General features: G+C 48.0%; 14 protein-coding genes. 8 read left to right on the top strand and 6 right to left on the bottom strand.

Features of this window, described 5'->3' with window-relative positions; genetic code table 11:
• Positions 1 to 38 precede the first annotated feature (38 nt).
• The 3 genes from ileS to P1P86_10125 are packed head-to-tail and all read left to right on the top strand — an operon-like array spanning position 39 to position 4,548.
• The gene (gene ileS, locus P1P86_10135) at positions 39 to 3,473 is read left to right on the top strand and encodes an isoleucine--tRNA ligase (protein ID MDF1575534.1); all 3,435 of its coding nucleotides are present in this window, start codon (positions 39 to 41) and stop codon (positions 3,471 to 3,473) included.
• A 59-nt stretch (positions 3,474 to 3,532) separates the two neighbouring features.
• A complete protein-coding gene (locus P1P86_10130; protein ID MDF1575533.1) occupies positions 3,533 to 3,907 on the top strand; it encodes a TraR/DksA C4-type zinc finger protein in 375 nt (124 codons plus the stop codon).
• A gap of 26 nt (positions 3,908 to 3,933) precedes the next feature.
• Positions 3,934 to 4,548 (top strand): lipoprotein signal peptidase, encoded by a 615-nt coding sequence (locus P1P86_10125; GenBank protein MDF1575532.1) that lies wholly within the window; start codon positions 3,934 to 3,936, stop codon positions 4,546 to 4,548.
• A 1-nt stretch (position 4,549) separates the two neighbouring features.
• On the opposite strand, the gene P1P86_10120 is transcribed toward P1P86_10125, so the two are convergent.
• Complete coding sequence (locus P1P86_10120; GenBank protein MDF1575531.1) at positions 4,550 to 5,170, bottom strand: DUF502 domain-containing protein; 621 nt, start codon at positions 5,168 to 5,170, stop codon at positions 4,550 to 4,552.
• A 118-nt stretch (positions 5,171 to 5,288) separates the two neighbouring features.
• Between P1P86_10120 and P1P86_10115 the strand changes: the two genes are divergently transcribed.
• Positions 5,289 to 6,086 carry a glycerophosphodiester phosphodiesterase family protein gene (locus P1P86_10115; GenBank protein ID MDF1575530.1) on the top strand — a complete coding sequence of 266 codons (798 nt, stop codon included), beginning with the start codon at positions 5,289 to 5,291 and terminating at the stop codon, positions 6,084 to 6,086.
• Between the two features lie 62 nt (positions 6,087 to 6,148).
• A complete protein-coding gene (locus tag P1P86_10110; protein MDF1575529.1) occupies positions 6,149 to 7,255 on the top strand; it encodes an alkaline phosphatase in 1,107 nt (368 codons plus the stop codon).
• 254 nt (positions 7,256 to 7,509) lie between these two features.
• On the opposite strand, the gene P1P86_10105 is transcribed toward P1P86_10110, so the two are convergent.
• Both P1P86_10105 and rnr read right to left on the bottom strand, forming a co-directional pair.
• Positions 7,510 to 8,097, bottom strand: coding sequence for a TetR/AcrR family transcriptional regulator (locus tag P1P86_10105; protein MDF1575528.1), 588 nt, complete (start codon positions 8,095 to 8,097; stop codon positions 7,510 to 7,512).
• 28 nt (positions 8,098 to 8,125) lie between these two features.
• Positions 8,126 to 10,324: a ribonuclease R gene (rnr, locus tag P1P86_10100; protein MDF1575527.1), complete on the bottom strand. Its 2,199-nt coding sequence runs from the start codon at positions 10,322 to 10,324 to the stop codon at positions 8,126 to 8,128.
• A 72-nt stretch (positions 10,325 to 10,396) separates the two neighbouring features.
• Between rnr and cysS the strand changes: the two genes are divergently transcribed.
• Positions 10,397 to 11,866 (top strand): cysteine--tRNA ligase, encoded by a 1,470-nt coding sequence (gene cysS, locus P1P86_10095; GenBank protein MDF1575526.1) that lies wholly within the window; start codon positions 10,397 to 10,399, stop codon positions 11,864 to 11,866.
• 4 nt (positions 11,867 to 11,870) lie between these two features.
• Positions 11,871 to 13,490 (top strand): (E)-4-hydroxy-3-methylbut-2-enyl-diphosphate synthase, encoded by a 1,620-nt coding sequence (gene ispG / locus P1P86_10090; GenBank protein ID MDF1575525.1) that lies wholly within the window; start codon positions 11,871 to 11,873, stop codon positions 13,488 to 13,490.
• A 38-nt stretch (positions 13,491 to 13,528) separates the two neighbouring features.
• On the opposite strand, the gene P1P86_10085 is transcribed toward ispG, so the two are convergent.
• Positions 13,529 to 14,950, bottom strand: coding sequence for a BamA/TamA family outer membrane protein (locus P1P86_10085; GenBank protein ID MDF1575524.1), 1,422 nt, complete (start codon positions 14,948 to 14,950; stop codon positions 13,529 to 13,531).
• Between the two features lie 69 nt (positions 14,951 to 15,019).
• Here P1P86_10085 and P1P86_10080 point away from each other — a divergent pair, with 69 nt between their 5' ends.
• Complete coding sequence (locus P1P86_10080) at positions 15,020 to 15,700, top strand: DUF2807 domain-containing protein (protein MDF1575523.1); 681 nt, start codon at positions 15,020 to 15,022, stop codon at positions 15,698 to 15,700.
• Here P1P86_10080 and P1P86_10075 read toward each other — a convergent pair.
• Positions 15,681 to 16,355 carry a 2-C-methyl-D-erythritol 4-phosphate cytidylyltransferase gene (locus P1P86_10075; protein ID MDF1575522.1) on the bottom strand — a complete coding sequence of 225 codons (675 nt, stop codon included), beginning with the start codon at positions 16,353 to 16,355 and terminating at the stop codon, positions 15,681 to 15,683. The two genes, P1P86_10080 and P1P86_10075, sit on opposite strands and share 20 nt — an antisense overlap.
• Positions 16,352 to 18,223 (bottom strand): ATP-binding protein, encoded by a 1,872-nt coding sequence (locus P1P86_10070; GenBank protein ID MDF1575521.1) that lies wholly within the window; start codon positions 18,221 to 18,223, stop codon positions 16,352 to 16,354. The genes P1P86_10075 and P1P86_10070 overlap by 4 nt, the downstream gene beginning before the upstream one ends.
• Positions 18,224 to 18,255: the final 32 nt, after the last annotated feature.

Here is an 18,255-nt window from a genome sequence, read left to right as displayed (position 1 = left end):
GTGAAATTTTAATATTCCCTGCAAACGAAGGCGATTTGATGAGCAAGCTATTCCCTGAATATAAGAAGTTTGACCTTTCAGAAATCAATAAAGAGATTAATACGTTCTGGAAGGAGAATAACATCTTTGAAAAATCTGTTGAAACCCGTAAGGGCCGGCCCACCTTTGTCTTTAATGAGGGCCCCCCGTCGGCAAACGGTAAACCGGGCATTCATCATGTGATGGCGCGTACCATCAAAGACATTTTTTGCCGTTATAAAACCCAGCAGGGATTCCTTGTAAAGCGCAAAGCCGGCTGGGACACCCACGGACTTCCTGTCGAACTGGCTGTTGAAGCCAGCAAAAATATCACCAAGGAGGATATAGGAACTAAAATATCTATAGAAGAGTTCAATGCTGCCTGCCGCAAGGATGTAATGAAGTACACCAGCATGTGGGAGGAACTTACCGAATCGATGGGTTACTGGATCGATATGGAAGATCCCTACATCACCTACGATAACAAGTATATTGAAAGCGTCTGGTACCTGCTTAAGGAACTGCATAAAAAAGATTTGTTATACAAAGGCTACTCCATTCAGCCTTTCTCTCCGGCAGCGGGTTCCGGCCTCAGCACCCATGAGTTAAATCAGCCCGGTTGCTACCGCGATGTGAAAGATACCACCGTAGTGGCACAGTTTAAAATAATCCGGGACCATCGTTCAGCATTTCTCTTTGAAGATCTGGATACGGATCTCTACATACTGGCATGGACCACCACCCCCTGGACCCTTCCATCCAATACGGCACTTTCCGTTGGTGCAAAGATCGAGTATGCGCTGGTGCGGACCTTTAACCCTTATACCGGTATGCCCATCACCGTGATTCTGGCCAAAGAACTAATGGGTCAATACTTCCCGGAAAAGGATGCAGCACTACCCATGGATGAGTATGAGCCGGGCAATAAACATGTGCCCTATAAAATGGTGAAAACCCTGAAAGGAAGCAAACTGAAGGGACTCTCTTATGAGCAACTGCTGGACTGGGTACATCCCGAAGGGAAAGCCTTTCTGGTGGTTACGGGCGATTTTGTGACCACGGAGGATGGAACCGGGATTGTACATACGGCCCCCACCTTTGGGGCGGACGATTTCCGGGTGGCCATGGCCAATGATATTTCAGCTCTTACTGTACTCGATAAGGAGGGTGTCATTCAGCCACTGGTCGACCGAAAGGGTCGTTTCTTCCGCTTGAAGGACCTGGATGAATCTTTCGTCAGGGAACGGATAAACCTGGAAAGTTATAGCGCTTTCGAAGGAAAGTATGTAAAAAATGAATACGACAATACCAAAACCGGAGAGGATCCCACCATCGATGTGGATATTGCGGTTCAGCTGAAGCTCGAAAACAAGGCCTTCCGCATCGAAAAGCATATTCACAACTACCCCCATTGCTGGCGAACCGATAAACCGGTGCTATATTATCCATTGGATAGCTGGTTTGTTCGCACCACGGCCATGAAGGAACGCATGATGGAGCTGAACAACACCATCAACTGGAAACCCGAATCCACCGGAACGGGACGTTTTGGAAAATGGCTGGAAAACCTGGTGGACTGGAACCTGAGCAGATCCCGGTTCTGGGGAACGCCCCTGCCCATTTGGGTTACCGATGACCGGAAGGAACAGATTTGTATTGGTTCGGTGGCAGAGCTGAAACAGGAAATTGAAAAATCGGTAAACGCGGGCTTTATGAGTTCCAATCCACTGGCAGACTTTGTGGAAGGGGACCATTCAAAAGATAATTACATGGTGTTCGATCTGCACCGTCCCTTTGTGGATGACCTGGTTCTGGTAAGCCCCTCGGGACAAAAAATGTTTCGCGAACCGGTACTGATCGATGTCTGGTTCGATTCAGGTTCCATGCCCTATGCCCAGTATCACTATCCCTTCGAACACAAGGAGGACTTTGACCAGCTGTTTCCGGCCGATTTTATCGCCGAGGGAGTCGACCAGACACGTGGATGGTTCTTTACCCTGCATGCCATAGCCACCATGCTTTTCGACAGTGTCTCTTTCAAGAATATCATCTCCAACGGACTGGTACTCGACAAAAGCGGGAATAAAATGTCCAAGCGCCTGGGCAATGCCGTGGATCCATTCGAAACCATAGAAAAAGATGGTTCAGATCCCCTCCGCTGGTATATGATCACCAATTCGCAACCCTGGGATAATCTTAAATTTGACTCCCTGGGAGTGGAAGAAGTGAAGCGTAAGTTTTTCGGAACTCTTTTTAACACTTACTCCTTTTTCGCCCTCTATGCCAATGTGGACGGGTTTACATATGAGGCAAAGGAAGTGCCGGTTGAAGAACGACCTGAAATAGACCGCTGGATTATTTCTCTGCTCCATACACTGATAAAGGAAGTAAAGGCAGAGTTTGAAAATTATGAACCGACCCGTGCCGCCAGGCTGATCCAGGATTTTGTGACCGAAAACCTGAGCAACTGGTATGTACGCCTGAACAGAAAACGATACTGGGGCGGGGAGTTTGATAAGGATAAGCGCGCTGCATACCAGACCCTGTACACCTGCCTGGAAACCATCTCCATGCTGGCAGCTCCGGTGGCTCCTTTCTATATGGATAAGCTGTTTCATGATCTGAATCTGGTTACCGGCCGGCACAAAGTCGAATCCGTGCATCTCAGCACCTTCCCGGAATGTAATGAATCACTGATCGATACGGCCCTGGAAAAAAGAATGGATATAGCCCAGAAACTGTCTTCCATGGTCCTGGGTCTGCGCAGAAAGGTCAATATCAAGGTGCGCCAGCCCCTGAACAAAATGATGCTTCCCATCTCTGATCCGGGTTTTCAGCAACAGGTGGAGGATGTCAAGCACCTGGTGATCAACGAAGTAAATGTTAAAGAGCTTGAATATATCACCGATACAGCAGGGATCCTGGTGAAGCGTATCAAAGCGAATTTCAAAACTCTGGGGCCACGATTCGGTAAATTGATGAAAGAGGTGAGTGGGGCCATTAACAACATGGATCAGAAAGAGATTTCTGCCTTTGAAAAAGAGAAGTCCTTCCAGATGGAGATAGGCGGAGAACTGATTCAGCTTACCCTGGAAGATGTGGAGATCGTATCAGAAGATATTCCAGGATGGCTGGTGGCCAACGATGGAGCGATCACTGTTGCCCTGGATATTAACATCACAGAGGAGCTTCGGCAGGAGGGCCTGGCCCGGGAACTGATTAACCGGATACAGAACATCCGAAAGGAGAGCGGCTTTGATGTAACCGATAAGATCGAGGTGTTGATAGAAAAGCATGAACTAATCACCGAGGTTATTAAATTTCATGGTGAATATATTGGTTCTCAAACACTTGCAAAAAATATTTCCCTGATTGACCGTATTGAAAATAACAGTACCAAACGCATTGATATTGATGAAGACGTCTACATAAATATCCGCGTAACCCGGTTATAAAACCGGGATTGGGAATCATTAAAATATTGTATATTTAGCAAACCAAAGAAGAAATGATCATGGCTGAGAAGAACAGATATTCGGATGCGGAGCTGCAGGAGTTCAAAGAGCTCATCCAGCAGAAACTCGATAAGGCCAGGGAAGATTATGAAATATTGAAATCTGCCATAACCCAGAGTGAAAGTAACGATACCCAGGATACCTCACCCACCTTTAAAGTACTGGAAGAGGGAGCCGCCACACTCTCCAAAGAGGAGGCCGGAAGGCTGGCCACCCGGCAGGCAAAATTTATCCAGCACCTTCAGGGAGCCCTGATCCGGATCGAAAACAAAACTTATGGCATCTGCCGGGAAACCGGTAAGCTGATCTCCAAGGAGCGTTTGCGTGCAGTCCCACATGCCACGCTTTCCTTTGAGGCCAAATCAAAACAATAATCCATCCCCTTATTAGATTAGTCGATATGTCCATCACCAGGAAATCCATAATGATTATCCTGCTGATTCTTGTGGCCGATCAGACCCTGAAAATTCTGGTTAAAACCCACATGACTCTCTATCAGCAGATCCCCATTTTCGGCAACTGGGGGATTCTCCATTTTGTGGAGAATAACGGGATGGCCTTCGGGATGGCACTTCCGGGAAGTCTGGGTAAGATTCTCCTGACATCCTTCCGGATCCTGGCTGTGATAGCCATCGGAATATATCTTCGACGACTGATTCGCCAGCATGCTCATCCCGGCTTGATTATTACTCTTTCCATGGTCATGGCCGGGGCTTTAGGGAATATCATTGATTCTGTCTTTTATGGAATAATCTTTAACAGCAGCACCCCCATTCAGGCGGCTAGCATGTTCCCCGAAGGTGGCGGATATGCCCCCTTGATGCAGGGGAAGGTGGTCGACATGTTTTACCTCCCCGTCATTAAAGGCAACTATCCGGAATGGTTCCGGGGAGGATCCAGCTTTGTTTTCTTCAGACCCGTATTTAACATTGCCGATTCGAGCATTTCTGTGGCTGTGGCCATAATCCTGTTCAACCAGAAACGTTTCTTCAGGCATGTGGAGACCAAATCCTGATCTATTTCATTACTGCCTTTTCAAACACCTCTCCTGATCCGGCTCCGCAACTGATAATGGTTTTCATTCCCATCTCGACAGGTGCTTTGGTCCTAACTACCTTATCTTTATTCAGATGATAGATATTTCCCGAGGTGGGGTTGGGACCGGTTGGAACAAACACTGTAATGACCTCCCCCTGATCGTCGGTAATAAAACCGGTCATTAATGCACCCGTATTAAAAATATCCACCAGTACCACTTCTTTGAAAAATGAGCGGTTTTTCCCAAAAAACTGCTGAACTGTCTCTTTAGCCAGTTTATAACCGGGTATTTTCAGAAAGTAACGATCTTCCGCCCTGTTGAGAAACAGGAATAGCCGGGTGCGAACGATCAACCCGATAATAAAAAAGAAGAGTAAAACGGCAATAACAGAAATAATATAGATGGCAAATTTAAAGTATGGATTGGGATCCGGATTTTGAATAATGGTGTCCACCAGCGGGGTCAGAGTGCGGCCAATGAGGTTAATCACCCATCTGAATAACAGGATAATCAAAGTCAGCGGGGCGAGGGCTACCACACCCCCGATCAGGGTTGTGCGAAAAAATTTTCGTAAACGCTTAAAGAAATTGATTTTCATGACTCGAAAGTGTTATATTAATTCCCCTTGCAGCAAGCTGGGAGGATTCATCGATTAATTGTTTATTTTAGTTGAACTCGTTTGAGCTCTCACCATTCATTACAAAATTAACACAGATATGAGAACCTTTGCTATTGTCCTTCTTTTAATCTTTACGGCCCCGGTTATTAAGGCACAGGAACCTGGTCCTGAGAAACCTTTTCAATATGTGGGCCACCGGGGAGCCTCCTACCTGGCTCCTGAAAATACACTGGCCTCCATTCAGCTTGCCTGGAGGCTGGGGGCCGATGCAGCCGAATGTGATGTGATGCTTACCGCCGATGGGAAGGTGGTTCTTTTTCACGACAAGAATACAAAAAAACTGACCGGAAAGAGCTTTACGGTGAAGGACGCCACCTGGGAAGAATTAAAACACCTGGTTGTTATTCCAAGGGAAACCAACCTGCCGGAATATGACCAGGAAACCATTCCCCTTCTGAAGGATGTACTGGACGTCATTCCTGAGGACCGCATGCTGGTCATCGAAATTAAAACCGGCCCCGAGATCCTTCCCTATCTGCAAGAGCTCATCGCCGAACACTGGAAGAGTGGCCGTATCAGCTTAATTGCTTTCGATTTTGAAACTATCCGGCAAAGCAAGGAGCTATATCCGGAGGTCCCCTGTTATTATCTTTCCATGTTTAAACCCGATTTCAATAAACATTTTGAAGCAGTTGTAGAGAGCCGCCTGGACGGAGTGGATCTTCGGCACACCATCATCGACAGGCCGCTGATGGAAAAGTGTTTGGCCGCCGGACTGGATGTCTGGTGCTGGACCGTCAACGATCCGGAAACCGCCCGCAAGATGCAACAGCTGGGAGTGTCGGCAGTTACCACCGACCGCCCTGCATGGCTAAAAAGTAATTTACAGGAGTAGAAATAAACCTTTTCTTCCATAGATTTGTTTACTTTGTGGTTTACGAAAAAACGACAACAACCATGAGAAATATTTTCATTCTTTTGCTTACTGTACTTACACTGGCCTGCACGGCCTCTTACCATAATCGGACTGAACCGGAAAAACCCAATAAGATTATCCTGCTGATTGGAGATGGAATGGGTCTCTCCGCGGTTTCCACCGGTTTCTATTATGGCGATCAACCCTCCGTTTTTAAGCGCTTTCAGGAAATAGGCCTGCAACAAACCTCTTCTGCCAGCCATAAGGTAACCGATTCCGCTGCCAGCGGCACGGCTCTGGCAACCGGAACAAAATCCTACAATGGCGCCATTGGGGTGGATACCTCCAGGGTCTCCCTGCAAAATATTGCCGAACTGCTTGCCTCCATGGGCTGGAGTACAGGGGTGGTGGCTACTTCCACCATCTCTCATGCAACCCCCGCCTCTTTTTATGCACATGTGGAGCAACGTTCCATGGAAGAGGAGATCGCTGCTCAGCTGCTTGACTCGAAAATTGATTTTTTCGCAGGAGGCGGAAGAGAAAAATTTAATATGCGAAAAGATAGTGCCGATCTATTGGCCCTGGCCGCTGAGAAGGGATTTGTTATTGATACCACGGGCCTTCCTGCTCCGGGCACCCTGAGCGCGGATAAGAAGTATGGATTTCTGCCTGAAGCGGGACCCATGCCTCCCCGCCTGAAGGGAAGAGGGGAGTTCCTTCCCGAAGCCACTTCCCTGGCCCTCTCTTATCTTTCGCAAAACCAGGAGGGATTCTTCCTGATGGTGGAAGCTTCCCAGATCGACTGGGCCGGTCATGCCAATGATGCAGAATACCTGGTAGGAGAAATGCTTGATTTTGAAAAAGTGATTGCAGCCGCCCTGGACTTTGCCGAGAAAGACGGCAACACCCTGGTCGTGGTTACCGCCGACCATGAAACCGGAGGCTTCACCCTGGGGCCCCAAGAGCCAAAACCCGGCGAGAAACGCTATCCTGACTATGCCTATATTGAGCCCGTATTTGCAACAGGACAGCACTCGGCCACGCTGATTCCCGTATTTGCCTTTGGCCCTGGTGCCGAACAATTCAAGGGCATCTATCAGAATACAGAGATCAAACACAAAATATCCGCACTGGTAAAGGGAGAATAGGTCGCTCCGCTCTATAAATGACTCCCTGAATATCCGGACTACATTGTTCGTATGCACTCAGAAGAAAAATCAGGGGATCTCATCCTCTTCTGTTCGGGCTTTAATCTTTTGTATAGCTAATGAAGATCAGCTGGACACCCACAGCCAGACGTACAATTTTTAAGGTCCTTGCTCACCTGGAAAAAGCCTGGACGGAAAGAGAAGATACATCCTTGAAGTGGTTTATCATACCCTGGTTCCGTTCAAAGGAGGGATTACCTTTTCAGGATCCCGTAGAGGAGCACCCGTATCAGGTCCTCCATCAGTTCCTGGCGGTCTTTCTTATGAACTTCGCTCAGGAGTAAGGGCAGTTCCAGTCCCTTCATCATGGTAGAGATGGCAATGGCTCCGATCTTTGAACTGCTCAGTTGGAAAAAACCCTGCTCCATTCCATCCCGGAGGATCTTGCTTACCAGTTCCTGTTCTTCCACCTCAAAATTGCGCCTGATATCCAGGATAAAGCTCATCTGGGACAGGGTCTCCTCGTTCAGGGCTGCATAGAAATTTTCCAGGGTCCTTATATGGTGCAATCTGAAAAGGATATAAGCTCTGAGCCGTTCCGGGGGAGAATCATTTCTGTTGATAATCCGCTTAAGCCGCTCTTTGAGCATGGTGGCCTCATACTCCACCACCACCCGGAAGATCTCCTCTTTGCTTTTAAAATAATAGTAAATAGAGCTCTTCCCCATATTTGAAGCGCTGGCAATCTCTTCCATGGTCGCCTTCCTGAACCCATTCCTGGTAAAGATTCTCCGGGCTACGCCAACTATATTTGCTCGGACCTCTTCTTTGACAACAACCATTTGTCAGTGCATAAATTCAAGCTTAAAATTAAAGCTCCTCTTCCAGTTCCACAAGTTTATAATCAAGTTGCCTCCGTGACAGGTTGGCATTCATCACTTCAATTTGAACCTCATCTCCGATCTCAAATTTTCTTCCCGAATGACGGCCCACAATCATATACTCTTCCTCATTAAACTCATAAAAATCGTCAGCGATGCTTTTGATGGATACCATTCCTTCGCACTTATTCTCCACAATCTCCACATAGATCCCCCAGTCGGTTAGTCCTGAAACCTCTCCATCGAACACCTTTCCAATCTTATCCTGCATGAACTCCACCTGCTTGTATTTGGTGGACGCCCTCTCAGCCTCTATGGCTTTTCGTTCCATTTCTGATGTATGCTGGCACCGTTTTTCATAGGTTTCTGCATTCTTCGATTCCCCGTTTTCCAGGTAATGGGCCAGTAAACGGTGTACCATCAGATCGGGGTAGCGCCTTATGGGGGAGGTAAAGTGGGCATAGTCTTTGAAAGCCAGTCCGTAATGGCCTATGTTTTTAGTGGAATAGCGTGCCTTGGCCATGGAACGGAGGGCCATCATCTCCACCACATTTTGCTCCTTTTTTCCCTGCACCTGGTCCAGCAGATTGTTTAACGCGGCGGAGAGGCGCCGGGCCGATTGCTGGGGATTTAAAGTATGCCCGAACTTCCCGATAAAGCGCGAAAAAGATTCCATCTTTTCAGGATCGGGCAGGTCGTGAATACGATACACAAAGGTTTTTCCCACCTGTTTCTTTTCACCGGTTTCGGCCCGGCTTAATTCCTTCTCATATTTTCCACCCCTGCTGGCATAGGCTGCCACCCTTTTATTGGCCAGCAACATAAATTCTTCGATCAACCAGTTGGCCTCCTTCTGAACCTTGAAGTAGACCCCCGTGGGAGTTCCATCCTCAGCCAGATGGAACTTTACTTCTTCCCGTTCAAAATTCACAGATCCGCCTTTAAATCTTTTTTCCTTAAGCACTTTGGAGATTTGATAAAGCTTCAATATCTCCTCTTTCATATCTCCTTCACCGGTCTCAATAATCTCCTGAGCCTCCTCGTAGTTAAAACGTCTGGCCGAGTTAATCACTGTCCGGCCGAACCATTCATCCAGCACCTCGCCCTTCTCATTCATTTTAAATACAGCCGAAAAGGTAAGTTTATCTTCATGGGGACGAAGGGAGCATACTCCGTTGGAGAGTTTTTCGGGAAGCATGGGGACTACCCGGTCGACCAGGTATATCGAAGTTCCCCGGTCAAAAGCCTCATTATCCAGAATGGTCTTTGTATGAACATAGTGGGACACATCGGCAATATGGATTCCCACCTCCCAAAATCCGCCGTTCAGGGCCTGCAGGGAAAGCGCATCATCAAAATCCTTGGCATCGGCGGGATCAATGGTAAAAGTAGGCACCTTCCGGAAATCCCTTCGTTTTTTTATCTCCTCTGCCGATATCCCATCCGGGATCTTCCCGGCATACGCCTCCACCTCTTCGGGAAACTTTATGGGCAGATCAAATTCAGCCAGGATGGAGTTCATCTCGGTGTCATTATCACCGGGATATCCCAGGATATCTACAATTTCGCCAAAGGGATTCTTAACCTTCTCCGGCCAGTCAATGATCCGGGCAATGGCCTTTTGGCCATGCTCCACTCCCTTCAGTTTTTCGAGGGGAATGAAAATATCAAAAGGCATTTTACGGCTGTCAGGCAGCAGAAAGGCATAGTTGCGCGAAATTTCCACCGTCCCCACAAAGGTGTCGCGGGTCCTCTCCAATATCTCCACGACCTCGCCTTCGATCCTCGACCGGTTCTTGCGTGAGGGATAAACAAAGACTTTCACCAGGTCACCGTCCAGGGCTGTTTTCAGATTATTCCTGGCAATAAATACATCTTCGTCCGAATTTTCCGAGACCAGAAAGGCATATCCATGCTGGGTCATATCCAGAGTCCCGGTTTTATAACCGGCTCTGCTCAACAGGCGGTATCTCCCCGGCTCCAGCTGCTCGAGCTGTTTTTTCGCCACCAGATCGTCCAGCGTCCTGTTCACCATGGCTCTTAGTTGCTTATCGCTGATAAATAGCAGTTTTGAAATCTGCTTATAGTTATAAATCTGTTTGGGGTTTCTTCCAAACAGGCCCATGATTAAAGCGGCGGCCTGTTCGCCTGTGAATTTATCCTTACTGGTTCTTTTGTTCTTTGCCATTTTTTCTACATTTCCGGTACGAGTTAAATTTACTAATTTTGTTTCCATCATGCAGATTATCCACCAATAGTTATGATCAATAAGCTAATTCTATATAATACTCTGACCAGGAAAAAAGAGCGTTTTGAACCTATCAATCCCCCATTTGTCGGCCTCTACGCCTGTGGGCCCACTGTCTATGGGGATGCCCACCTGGGTCATGCCCGACAGGCCATCACTTTCGACGTGCTCTTCAGGTACCTGCAGTATCTGGATTATAAGGTGAGGTATGTCCGGAATATCACCGATGTGGGGCACCTGGAAGATGATGCAGATGACGGAGAAGATAAGATCCTGAAGAAGGCCCGGCTGGAATCGCTGGAACCCATGGAGGTGGTTCAGCATTATATGAACCGCTATCATATAAACATGGATGCACTCAATGTGCTAGCTCCCAGCATTGAACCCAGAGCCAGCGGACATATCATTGAACAGCAGGAACTCATCGGGAAGATCCTGGAAGCAGGCTATGCCTATGAGGTCAACGGCTCGGTCTATTTCGATGTAAATGCCTATAACAAAAAATACCCCTACGGGCAACTTTCGGGAAGAAAGATCGAAGACCTTCTTTCCAACACCAGGGCGCTGGACGGGCAATCGGAAAAGAGAAGCGGGCTTGATTTCGCCTTGTGGAAAAAAGCCGATCCCTCCCACCTCATGCGCTGGTCCTCCAAATGGAGTGATGGGTATCCGGGCTGGCATCTGGAATGTTCTGCCATGAGCACGAAATACCTGGGCATGCAGTTTGATATTCATGGAGGAGGGCTGGACCTTCTCTTTCCCCATCACGAATGTGAAATTGCACAGAATGTGGCAGGCTTTGGCAAACCTGCCGTCCGTTACTGGATGCACAACAACATGATCACCATCAATGGCCAGAAAATGGGGCGTTCGCTGGGCAATTTTATTACTCTGGATCAACTTTTTTCGGGCGAGCACAAGATGCTGGAAAGGGCTTACGGACCCATGGTTATTCGCTTTTTCATCCTTCAGGCGCATTACCGCAGCACTCTTGATTTTTCCAACGAGGCTTTGCAGGCCTCTGAAAAAGGATTGATCCGGCTGATGAACGCCATGGAAACACTGAAACACATTCAATCCTCGGGCAGCAGCTCCATGGATGTGGACGGCCTGGCCGGGCTCTGCAACAGTGCGATGGAAGATGATATGAATACAGCCAAACTGCTTGGCCATTTGTTGAGTGGGATCACACTGGTCCATAAGCTGGCCGAAGGAAAAGAAACTATTTCTGAAAATGACCTGGAAAAACTGAGAACCCTGTATCATTCCTGGGTTGTCTCCGTGCTGGGCCTTCAAATGCCTTCGGCAAGTGAAAAATCAAATGATATTACAGACAAGCTGATCGCTATGATCCTCCAGTTAAGAAGCACTGCCAAATCGAACCGCGACTTTGAAGCTGCTGATCGCATCCGGAACGAGTTAAGCAATCTGGGCATTACCATTAAGGACCGGAAAGACGGAGCTGACTGGGAAATCAATTAGCTGAATGAAACAATTAATTGTGAAACCATACCACTCACAGCTTGTCACCGTTGGCTCTCTCCGCCTGGGAGGGGACTATCCGGTCCGGATCCAATCCATGACCAATACAGACACCAATGATATTAGCGCATCATTGGCTCAGTGCATCCGGATGATCGGGGCAGGATCGGAGCTGGTCCGGCTTACTACCCAGGGCAGGCGGGAGGTGGAGAGCCTGAAGAAGATCAGGAATGAGCTCCGCGCTGCCGGGTACAGGACCCCTTTGGTGGCAGACATTCATTTCAAAGCTGAACTGGCCCTGGAAGCTGCCGGGGTTTGTGAAAAGATCCGGATTAATCCCGGAAATTATCTGAAAAACAAAAGCCTGGATCTTCTGCTTCCAAACCTGCTTAAAAGATGCCGCGAACACGGGACCGCCATCCGGATCGGGGTAAACCATGGCTCGCTGGACCAGAAAACACTGGAAAAGTACGGGGACAGTCCCCGGGGAATGGTCGAGTCGGCCATGCAATTCCTGCGAATCTGTAAAAAGGAATCCTTCGACCAGGTAGTTGTCTCCATGAAATCGAGTAATCCGCGCGTGATGGTGCAATCGGTCCGCCTGCTGGTGCACCAGATGAACAGCGAGGCGATGGCCTATCCCCTGCACCTGGGGGTCACCGAGGCTGGAGATGGTCCGGAGGGCCGCATCAAATCTGCCGTTGGCATAGCACCCCTTCTCCTGGAAAGTATGGGAGATACCATCAGGGTTTCTCTGACCGAAGCTCCGGAAATGGAATTGCCGGTAGCCTCCCGGCTGGTTCGTATTTTTCAAAAACCGGAACAGCTTCCCTATCATCCTTTTGAAGGTTTGGCCTGGGACCCTTTTGATTATTCCAGAAGAAAATCGCTTCCGCTGTCAGGATTGGGAAACGGGACTCTGGTTAAAATCGTAGGCCGGATGCCGCCGGACCGGTCGCTTGATTTAAAGCCTGAAGAGCTTCATGGATTAACGGTCCCGTTCGAAGAGTGGGAAAAAAATCCCGGCTTGCTCGACTCAGGCGAAAAAATAATGCTGCTTGAAAAGGGTACGGACAGTATCCAGGAAATGAAAGCACGGTTGAACCGTTTTTGCCTCAGGAACCCCAGAGCTCCCATCTTAGTCAAATGCATGTATGAAACTGTAGATCCTGACCAGTTTCAGATACAGCTGGCTGGAGAGCTGGGCTCTCTTCTGGCGGATGGAATGGTGGATGCGATATGGGTGGAAAACAGGCATATGACCCTCCCTGTGCTCAACGATACCCTGCTGAATATCCTGCAGGCAGCCCGGGCGCGGATTACGAAAACCGAATACATAGCCTGCCCCTCCTGCGGGCGCACACATTTTGATATCCTGACCCGTTTAAAGGAGATCCGCCAGGCTACCTCCCATCTCACCACCTTAAAAATCGGGGTTATGGGCTGCATTGTCAACGGTCCCGGCGAGATGGCCGATGCCGATTACGGGTATGTCGGCGCCGGACCGGGCCGGGTAAGTATTTACAGGGACAGGGAAGCTGTGCTTAAGAATATTCCCGAAAAGGAAGCGCTTGAGGCTTTGATCATGCTGATTAAAAAAGAGGGGGACTGGATAGATCCCTGAGCCTTGACCGTTCTAATAATTTTATCATTCCGCCTTCTTTACCACCTGAAAAACGGGGTTTCTACGTGAAAAAAGAAACCGTGTTCCCCATATCGGTTAATCACATAATCGATCCTGAAAACCTGGTCGTAATAGGTTACCAGGTCGATGCCCACTCCAGCCGAAAACTGCCAGGTATTGACCATGGTATTGGTGGGATTGGGAAAAACACTATTGACGTAACCGGCGTCTGCAAACAGATTTGCAAATACCGCAAAGTGAATCTTGTTAAATTGCTCCATCCCGATAAAAGGAATGGTATAGGATTTCTGTTTCACCAGCTGGATCTTCAGGTCATACTTGGTGATCACATAATCGCTGCCATCAATCACGTAGGACTCATAACCGCTCAGAAATTCATGATAACCCAGGGCCTGGTTAAGAAAATGAGGCAGCATCTTCTCCGAGGTGTATCTTCCCTTGGTGGCATTATAGAAATAGAGCCTGTTGGCCAGCTTCTGATGAAACATCACCGTCCCGGTTAAACGAAAGCTTGCATAGTCAAAGTCGGGGATCAGGCCCAGCCCTATCTGCTCGGCCCTTATCCTCACATTAAATCCCTCCAGAGGATAAACCTTGGAATCCCGGATATCATAATCAAACGAGTAGGTAAGCATGAAGTAATTTTGACTGGTGTTCCCCCCGCCCAGATAGTTGCTGTTGATAATGGCTACTGAATCTGAAACCCTGTAATCGTAATATTCAAATCGAAGCGAATGTGTGGTGAAGTATTTTCTCCTTAAACTATACTTGGCAAAGGCATTGAGCCGGATCTGGGCCGGCTTTTCCTGGGGCCTGTATTCGAAGGGTTCGTTATTGACCGTTGCAATGCTTACTTCATTTTGATGCGTCATATTGAACCCGGCCGAGATGCCGTGATTCTGCTTTTTACCCAGATTGGGCTTGGAATAGGCCAGGGAGTACTCTTTCACATAGCCCAGGCGGACCTTCCCGGTCAGCAGCTCGTTCCTTCCCCTGAAATTACCCCATTTCAGCCAGGCTCCGTAATTGATCTTGTCCCAGTCTCTGTTCTGAATAAAGGTGCTGAAATTCCTGTCTGCATACTCCAGGATAGGAACCGGCCAGACATACCAGCGCTCCGTCACATCGATAAGCACATTTATTCTGTTGTTTTCGAGGTGCTTAATATTAAGATAAACAAAATTGAATAGAGCCAGGTTCAGCAGGTTGTCTTTGCTTCGCTGCAAAGCAGGAAGCAGCTTCATTTTCTCAATGGTATCTCCGACAGAAAAAACCAATTCCCTCCTTATCACCGATTCCTGTGTCACATCGTTACCGCTGATAAGGATATTGCTGATAAGCAATTTATCGTCTGAAATCACCAGAGATTCCTGCGATAATGCTTCTGTTGCATGACCCAGCAGAAAACAAACCATTAACATTATCAATGTCCTTGCCATTTGTTTCATGCTCAAGATGTGCAAGGTAATAAAATATTTAAACGTATTTTTGCAGGAAAATCAAGTGATATGAGAGCTTTAACAAGCTTAATTGTTCTGTGTTTATTTCTCCTGACCTCCTCTGGCCAGGAATATCAAATCCCGTTGGAACAGCCCTTTGAAAAACTGAAAATTAGCGGGAATATCCATCTGCAACTGGTAGCCTCCGACAGTCTGAGCTTAGTGGTCGAAGAGGAGTCCATGCCTGAGATTCTGGAAGTAGAATATGAGGAAAGCATATTGATACTTAAAAACCGGACCGGACTGAAAAAAACGCCGCTCATTCCTGCGAAATTGTTTTTTAAGGACCTTTCCAATCTCGAAATCGCCCGGGGGGCGGTTGTTCAATCAAAGGATACCCTGAAAGCACAGACTCTCTTGCTCTTGGCGGAGACCGGCGGAAAAGTGGAGTTGCATATTGCCGCCGATTCCCTGAATGCCAGGGTGAATCAGGGAGCTGATATCATCCTGCGGGGAAGCGCCCGGAGCCAGGCGATCAATGCTTATACCTTTGGAAATTACCTGGGATACGAATTGAAAACCGAAAGATGCTGGGTGACAGCTGCCACCGGAGCCCAGGTTAAAGTAAACTGCTTATACTATTTGAATGCCAATGCCACCAGGAAGGCCTTTATTGGATTCCTGGGCTCTCCGGAGGTAAAAGAATTCAAAAGCAGCGTAGGAGGGAAAATTATACCACAGAACCCATAAGCAGGGAGGCCAGTTTCATATCTGCAGGGGTGGTGATTTTGATGTTTTCCCGGTTGCCTTCAACCAGGGTGACCGGGCCAAAGACCGCCTCGTATACGGAAGCATCATCGGTAAACGAAGGATCGCAGGCTTTCTGATAGGCTTCTTTAATTCTTTGTGAAAGAAATACCTGCGGGGTTTGCACCCGCCTTAAACTCGACCGGTTCAACTGTTCAGAATTTCCGTTTGGATCCACCTTTCTGACCGAATCGTCCATCTCTATGACCGGTATCCCGCTTCCACCCTGTTCAGCAGCATTATAAGTACGTGCCAGGGTCCCGGAACTCACCAGTGGCCTCACGGCATCATGAATCCCCACGATTCCCTGTTTCTTTATTTGGGTTAATCCGTTTTTTACTGAATCAAAACGGCTGCTTCCTCCAGGGATAAAGGTTAGCCCTCCGGCCAATTCATATTTTCCGGCCAGTTTTTCCCAGAAAAGCCGGTGTTCCGGAGCCAGAACAAGCACCAGCTGCATGCCCGGATCAAAGCGGTGAAAAGCCTCCAGAGTATGAATGATGACTGGCTTCCCGAGTAGCTCCTGGTATTGCTTGGGAAGCGTTCCTCCCATCCTGCTGCCCGATCCTGCAGCCACGATGATCACCGCCCTTTTCATTTAAAATAGCTGTCTATCAGTTCCATAATAGTGGTTCTGTCCAAAGGCTTGGTAACAAAATGATTACATCCTGCCTGAAGACTCTCCTCCTTTTCTTCAGCCATGACAAAGGCGCTTTGAGCAATAATCGGAACTTTTTTGTTAAATACCCTGATTTTTCGAGCTGCATCGATACCACTCAGTTCAGGCATTTTAATATCCATCAGAATAGCGTCGGGAGATAATTTCCGGGCCTGGGCTACCACTTCACGACCATTCGTAGCCCTGTGCACAGTGGCTCCGGTCTGTCTCAGCATTTCTTTGACAAAACACCAGTTTAACTCTTCATCCTCAGCCACCAGTATAAGCTTATTGCTCCAGTCATAGTTCTTATTGGATATTAAAATCCGGGACTCTTCCACCGGCTTTTCTATCACCAGCGGAAGGGTGAAATAAAACGTAGATCCCTTGCCAACAGCCGACTCTGCCCACATCTCACCTCCCATCAGATTGACCAGGCTTTTGGAGATGGGCAAACCGAGCCCTGTTCCTGATGGCTGAAGAACCCGCTCCTGTTCTACCTGTCCGAATCTGTCAAAAATCAGTCTGATCTTATTATAAGGAATCCCGATCCCGCTATCGCTGACGAAAAACTCCACATGCCTGTTGTTACGCAGTGAGTACCCAAAAGTGATGTGGCCCTCCCTGGTGAACTTAATGGCATTTCCTATCAGGTTATTAAAAATCTGTCTCAACCTGAAATCATCGCATAAGATGGTGAAATCGTGGGAGTCGTTTCCTTTAATCAGCTTAAAGTCTACCCGTTTCTCCCCCGGGGCATCTCCCCTGATCCGATGAAAATATGAGGAGTATATCTCATCCAGGACCCCGTTGATTCTCACAGGTTTGTTGGAGATCTTCATCTGCCCGGATTCAATTTTTGAGATATCAATGATATCATCAATGATGTTCAGGAGCTGACCGGATGAGTTGTCAATATGCTTTAGAAAAAGATCTTTTTTATCATCGGCCAGTTCCGGATCCCTTAACAAATTGGCAAATCCGATAATGCCGTTCATGGGTGTTCTGATCTCGTGGCTCATGTTGGCCAGAAAGGAGGTCTTCAGCCGATCGGACTCCTCGGCACGATCCCGGGCCTCTTTCAACTCATTTTCGATCCGCATCAGGTCAGAAACATCTTTAAAGATTCCCATTATCATGGTAATGACCCCCCTCTCATCCCTGATGGGGATCTTATTCTTCTCCATCCAGAACCCCTCCACCCCATCATCTTCAAAATAGATAATTTTATTCACGATGGGGGTTCCGGTTTCAATAATAGTCCGGTCCTCCTCCATCATTTTACGGGCTACTCTCTTGGTAAAAAACTCCTTATTGGTCTTCCCGGCTGCTTCTCCGGGATCGGACACCCGGAGCAGCTTTGCCATCATATGGTTTACCCGGATATAACGCTCGTGCCGGTCGGTAAAGAAGATACAAAAGGGAATGGTCTCCAGAAGAACCTCCAGGGTCTCCTTTTCACGGTGAAGAGCCTGCAGGGCAGCTGTCAGGTTGGTAATATCTTCCCTGTATCCCCCTGAACCCACGATCTCCCCCTTCCCGTTTCTGACCGGAAAATGAACCGTTTTAATGATACTCTTCCCTCTGGAATAGGTCGATTCGGTCATTTTCCCTGTTCGATATACCTCACGAACCCCTTCTTCCATTTGTCTGGCCTCATCGGAGTCAAAGACCTCCCTGGCTGTGCGCCCGATAACCTGCTCCCGGTCTTTCCCGGCAATTTTTAAAAAGTTGTCATTGGCACGGGTGAATTTGCCATGTTCATCTTTAAACCAGGCTGCAAAGGGAAGAGATTCCAGGAGGGTCAATAAATGCGACCCGTCATGATATTCCGTATGTT

Source organism: Bacteroidales bacterium (assembly GCA_029210725.1).
In the GTDB taxonomy this organism is placed as follows: Bacteria; Bacteroidota; Bacteroidia; order Bacteroidales.
The sequence above is the reverse complement of the archived record's forward strand: the minus strand, read 5'-3'. Positions and strand labels throughout refer to the sequence as shown.

Excerpts from the sequence above, each read along its gene's own strand:
- ileS (MDF1575534.1), top strand. The coding sequence starts at position 39 with ATGAGCAAGCTATTCCCTGAATATAAGAAGTTTGACCTTTCAGAAATC.
- P1P86_10130 (MDF1575533.1), top strand. The coding sequence starts at position 3,533 with ATGGCTGAGAAGAACAGATATTCGGATGCGGAGCTGCAGGAGTTCAAA.
- P1P86_10125 (MDF1575532.1), top strand. The coding sequence starts at position 3,934 with ATGTCCATCACCAGGAAATCCATAATGATTATCCTGCTGATTCTTGTG.
- P1P86_10120 (MDF1575531.1), bottom strand. The coding sequence starts at position 5,170 with ATGAAAATCAATTTCTTTAAGCGTTTACGAAAATTTTTTCGCACAACC.
- P1P86_10115 (MDF1575530.1), top strand. The coding sequence starts at position 5,289 with ATGAGAACCTTTGCTATTGTCCTTCTTTTAATCTTTACGGCCCCGGTT.
- P1P86_10110 (MDF1575529.1), top strand. The coding sequence starts at position 6,149 with ATGAGAAATATTTTCATTCTTTTGCTTACTGTACTTACACTGGCCTGC.
- P1P86_10105 (MDF1575528.1), bottom strand. The coding sequence starts at position 8,097 with ATGGTTGTTGTCAAAGAAGAGGTCCGAGCAAATATAGTTGGCGTAGCC.
- rnr (MDF1575527.1), bottom strand. The coding sequence starts at position 10,324 with ATGGCAAAGAACAAAAGAACCAGTAAGGATAAATTCACAGGCGAACAG.
- cysS (MDF1575526.1), top strand. The coding sequence starts at position 10,397 with ATGATCAATAAGCTAATTCTATATAATACTCTGACCAGGAAAAAAGAG.
- ispG (MDF1575525.1), top strand. The coding sequence starts at position 11,871 with ATGAAACAATTAATTGTGAAACCATACCACTCACAGCTTGTCACCGTT.
- P1P86_10085 (MDF1575524.1), bottom strand. The coding sequence starts at position 14,950 with ATGGCAAGGACATTGATAATGTTAATGGTTTGTTTTCTGCTGGGTCAT.
- P1P86_10080 (MDF1575523.1), top strand. The coding sequence starts at position 15,020 with ATGAGAGCTTTAACAAGCTTAATTGTTCTGTGTTTATTTCTCCTGACC.
- P1P86_10075 (MDF1575522.1), bottom strand. The coding sequence starts at position 16,355 with ATGAAAAGGGCGGTGATCATCGTGGCTGCAGGATCGGGCAGCAGGATG.